Annotated in this window: 1 protein-coding gene and 1 pseudogene; one reads left to right on the forward strand and one right to left on the reverse strand. The window is 48.9% G+C overall.

Annotation, left to right across the window (positions count from 1 at the left end; all coding sequences use genetic code 11):
- Positions 1-919: pseudogene (locus V6C93_RS32720) on the forward strand (DUF6880 family protein); the annotation flags it as partial.
- A gap of 74 nt (positions 920-993) precedes the next feature.
- On the opposite strand, the gene V6C93_RS32725 reads toward V6C93_RS32720, so the two are convergent.
- Positions 994-4,467: a PAS domain S-box protein gene (locus tag V6C93_RS32725; RefSeq protein ID WP_333480866.1), complete on the reverse strand. Its 3,474-nt coding sequence runs from the start codon at positions 4,465-4,467 to the stop codon at positions 994-996.
- Positions 4,468-5,287: the final 820 nt, after the last annotated feature.

Below are 5,287 nucleotides of genomic sequence, written 5' to 3' on the forward strand. Positions count from 1 at the left end.
CGAACACCTCTTAGAACAGGCAACAGCAGCAGAGTGGTCTACGATTGAGGAACGCATTCGGGCTGAAATTAGCCGTTGTAGTAGCTGGAAGCGACAAGCCTTGGTGGGTATTCTAGCCGCACGATGTGACTTGACTGGACAGAACGAGGAAGGGAACGCCCTGATTCATGAATTAGGCACCCCAGAACAACGGGCTTTTGTACTGTTGAAGGAAGGTAAGCTGGATGAAGCGGTAGCGATCGCTCAACAGCATTTTACTCATCTGCCTGGACTGATGATCGACTTCGCCGACGCTTTACTCCAAGCCAAAGCCCCTGAACAAGCTTTACCTTTGATTTCGCAGCAGGAGCAAACCAAGAACTCTCATTGGGGTTATCAGGAGTGGCTGGTCAAATATCATCGAGAATACGGAGATTCTCAAACAGCCTTAGAGTGGCAAAAACGGGTCTTTTTGGCTTCTTCATCTCTAGAAAAGTATAAGAGCTTAAAAGACTTGGCTCAGCGAGTCGGGAATTGGGAGCAATTGCAATCAGATGTTTTGGAAACGTTGGAGAGCAACAATCAGATTGCCGTATTAATCGAGATTGCTCTGCATGAAAAAAACCTAGAACGAGCCTTAGAATTATTACCCAAACTAAGTGCTTGGAGTCGAGCCAACTACATCCTGAATGTAGCAAAAGCAGCAGAAAAGACAAAGCCAAAAACTGCGATCGCTCTCTATCAACAGATAGTGGAGCAATACATCGATCAACGAGGTCGTAGTGCCTACCAAGTCGCGGCTCAACACCTAAAGCAGATCAAGGCTTTATACGAATCGCTCAACACTCAGTCTGACTGGGTTGTTTACATCCAGCAGATACGTTCCAAATACCCTACCCTACGAGCGCTACAGGATGAACTCAATAAAGCCAAACTTTAGTCACCGCTAGAGCACCGATCCAGCAATCATTTCCCAAGCCGTTAATTCTACTTTATTTTTCGGCAAAGTTGGGCTTAACGCATGTTGCTGTTGGTTGCTACTTCAATCCCGCTCTCAAGCAGTCTCATGATGACGGTTAGCAGTTGCATGGGTTCAATTGGTTTAGGGATATGCATTTGAAACCCAGCCGCCAATGCCTGGAGTCGATCGCCTTCTCTGGCGTAAGCCGTCAACGCAGCAGCAGGAATTTGTCCACCCTGATGAGGCGGCAGCGCTCGGATACGGCGAATTAACATGAACCCATCTTCTTCAGGCATTCCCACATCACTCAGCAATACATCAGGGTTGTGCGTTTGTAACAATTGCCAAGCTTCTGCGGCGGACGCAGCCGTGATGACCTTTGCACCATATTGCTCTAAAGCGACTTGCAAAAACTCCCTTGTGTCCTCTTCATCATCAACGACCAACACATTGATATTGGACAAGGCTAGCAATGTGTCTGTGATCGTTTGACGATGCAATCCTGGATAATTGGCTGAATGTTCCTGTAGAGCAGCAGATAAAAGAGGGAATTCAACGGTGAAGGTTGTCCCCTGCCCGTCCCCAGCACTGTCAACGCCAATGCTGCCTCCATGCAGCTCTACTAAATTTCGCACGATCGCCAACCCTAATCCCAATCCCCCTTGAGTGCGGGTGCTTGTTGCGTCTTCCTGTCGGAATCGCTCAAAGACGTAAGGCAAAAAGTCGGGAGAAATTCCTTTACCAGAGTCTATCACTTGAATTTGAGCCATTTGATTGACGGATTGAACGTACACATCAATCTGTCCTCCAGTCGGGGTGAATTTGACTGCATTGGAGAGTAAATTCCAGACAATCTGCTGCAATCGCTCCGGGTCACCGGAAACAAAATCTGCATCGAGAGCCGAATAAAATGAGAGGGCAATGGATTTGGCTGTGGCAGCAGGACGAATGGTATCCATTGCGGCCTGAACACAAGGAATCAGATTGGTTGGGTGTAACTCTAGTCGAATCTTGCCGCGAATGATGCGCGAGATGTCGAGCAGATCCTCAATGAGCTGAGTTTGAGCTTGGGCATTTCTCTCAATGGCAGCCAGAGCTTGTTCTGTTCTCTGTGGCTCAAAGGTACGAGTGCGAAGTAGCCGCGACCAGCCCAAAATCGCATTGAGAGGCGATCGCAACTCATGGGATACCACTGCCAAAAACTCGTCTTTCATACGACTGGCACGTTCCAATGCCATACGGGCTGCCCGTTCTCGTTCGAGTGCCTGCGCCCGTTCTTCAATTACTAATTTCTGGTCGTGAATGTCTGTCGAAGAACCAAACCATTTTACAACCTGACCATTCGGGTCATAAAGCGGCAACGCTTGGGATAAGTGCCAGCGATATTCCCCATCCTTCGCTCGACGCAGACGATGCTCTGTCGTAAACATCGTGCCCGTTTCCAACGCCGCATCAAACGCTTTGACGGTATTGGACAAATCGTCTGGATGCATAATCTGATGCACCCCTTGCCTATGCGCTTGTTCCAGAGACAATCCGGTATAGTTATACCATCGCTGATTGCTGTATTCGTGATACCCATCTGAGCGAACCACCCAGAAGAGTTGCGGCATCGTATCTGCTAAGGTGCGGAACATGAATTCACTTTCTTGCAGAGCCGCTTCAGTTTGTTTACGTTCGCTGATATCAAACAGCATCCCCAACATTCGCGTGGGCTTCCCGTTGCTGTCGTAATGAAAGCGACCGTAGGACGATACCCAGTGGATGCTGCTATCCGTCCAGACAGCGCGGTAATCACAGGCATAGTCTCGCTTTTCTTCCATTGCCTGTCGGAGACTGGCTTGAACAACCGGTAAATCGTCTGGATGCACGCGATCGCACCATTCCTGATAGGTTCGTTTGGGATTTCCCGGCTCGTAACCAAAAATCATTTCATGATACGGAGTCCAAACCACTTCATTCGTTTCTAAATCCCAATCCCAGGAACCAATACGGGCGGCATCAAGGGCTAATTCCAGCCGAGCCTGACTTTCCTGCAAGGCGGCTTCTGCCTGTTTGCGGGATGTGATGTCAATAAAGGCACCTATTACGCCTCGAATTTCACCAGACTCATATCGAACCGGAACGGCCTTGCCATATAGGGAACACACCTCGCCATCTTCAAACACAAACTCAAATTCCCCTGAGGCAGATTGCCCAGTACGACCGGCCTGTTGCATAGGCAAGTCTTCTAATGCAATATCCTGACTGTTCTGTTGAATTTTAAACTGGAAGGGATATTCGCCATTTGCAGGAGTTGCAGTCATGACAGAATCAGGCAATCGCCGCATCATTTCGTAAGCGGCTCGATTAGGAGTGACGTGATGACATTGTGGGTCATGAGCGATCCAAACTCCCGCAGGAACCGCTTCCATAAAGGCTTCTAGTTCTGAAGCTCTGGCTCGTGCGATCGCCTCACTTTGCTTAAGCGCTGTTTCTGTTCGTTTACGTTCCGTGACATCGACTCCAATCCCCCAAGTTGCCCAACCCGGAACGGGGCATTCTGCCGCAATATTAGACCAAGCGATCGTCCGAACGCTGCCATCCTTACAGGTTAGCTCCCACTCCCAGTTACGATAGTCATCTCCCCGTTGATTCCATTGGTCGATTTGCTGCTGGCAATACGGGGCATTGGGATAAAGTTGTTCCATGATGCCGTTATTGCCAATCACCTCTTCTGCGGTGTATCCCGTCACACGCTCGCATTCTTGATTCCAGGCAATGATATTGCCCGTGGCATCAAAGGCATCAAGCATCACTGGCATATTTTCCAGAATGGAACGCAGGCGAGCTTCGCTGTGGCGTAGTTCCTCCTCTATTTGATGACGAACTGTTACATCCCGCCAGGTAGCCACAAAGCCATCGCCCAATTTGGCTGCTCGAATGTCAAAGGCTCGAACCAAGCGGTTTTGCCCGTACTGGTCTTCATAAAATAAGGCATCTTTAATCAACGGTTGTCCGGTTTCGACAACCTGACAGTACTCGTCAAATAATCCGCTGTCTCGATGAGCCGATAAAAGTTCGCACAACCCTTTACCGAGTTGCTCCTCAGGACTCATTTGATTGTTCAAGCAGGCCGCCTGATTCACAAACTCCACCCGAAAATCCAGAATTGTTCCCTGCTCATCTCGAATGGCTCGGTAGATTCCGAAGCAGTCCAGCATCGTCTCAATCGAGGTGCGAAACCGTTCCTCACTGTCTTGCAACTGTTGATTGGTATCTGAGAGCAAATGGTTGAGAGAATCCACCTTTTCTCTCAAGGTATCGGGTAGCGCTTCATCGGGAATTGGGCGGAAATAGGCGATCGCGGCTACCACCCCCTCTCTCACTGCAAGAGTTCCCAACCCAATACTCAGGACAGCCAGAATGAGTACCTCAGGTGAAAAACATTCAGAGGAGACCCAACGAGATAGATAGGCGAGTCCTGCAAGACAACCCAAAAAGCAGAGAAAGCTTGTCAGCCTGGTGAAACGAGGATTTTGGGGCATAGGATGTCGGCGTCCGGCAAGATAGGGAAAACCCTTGAAGAGAAAGAACAAGATACGGAAAACCCTTGAAGAGAAAGAATTTGAATAGAGGATAACATACCCCTTTAGGTAGGATTAGACGCCTATCTGAAGAGCGAAATTGAGTGTCTTCACAACTTACTCTAGAGGCTAAGTGGAATGTCACTGACTTAAGGGGAATGGCACTGACTTAAGCAAAAAGTAGTCGTTCTTTGGACAAAACCCAGATTGGGGGGTGTCCCCCCAAACCCCCCTCTGGGGGACGGAGTGCCTACCTAGAGACCCCCTGCACAAGGGTTGGTTGGTGAGGTAGGAGAGTGCTTAAGTCAGTGCCATTCAGGCTAAGTGTGAAGCGAGTGTAGCGATCGCCTGCTCAGATTTCATCAATACTTCATAAATAGGGGGTTACACCCCTCGTGCCTAAGCGTAATAATAAGGTTAATAGATGCACCCTGATAATCGAGAGAGCCGCAAAATGTGACTCTCTTCTTTATTTTTCGGGCAACGCTTCAAGCACTGTTCTTCGCACTCTCGTCGTGCCTGTAACCGAATCGCCCTTGGGAGCATCTCAGGGAGAGCAAGATTCAAAGTCCCTCTCCCACGGGGAGAGGGATTTAGGGTGAGGGCTTCCCATTGGTGACATGCTCCCTCGCCATTTCCTGCCGCACTGATTGGTGCATTGATAAAAGCTTAATTTATGATAAGTAATATTAAGAAATAAAACAAAAGATAATATGCCAAGTAATCAAGGCAACACCAGAAAATTGCGGGTTGTTGTCATCGGCGCTGGAATTGGGGGACT

It is taken from the genome of Allocoleopsis sp. (genome assembly GCF_036703385.1).
In the GTDB taxonomy this organism is placed as follows: Bacteria; Cyanobacteriota; Cyanobacteriia; order Cyanobacteriales; family Coleofasciculaceae; genus Allocoleopsis.

What these genes read in the sequence shown, in the direction of transcription:
- V6C93_RS32725 (WP_333480866.1), bottom strand. Translation starts at nt 4,467, where the DNA reads ATGCCCCAAAATCCTCGTTTCACCAGGCTGACAAGCTTTCTCTGCTTT.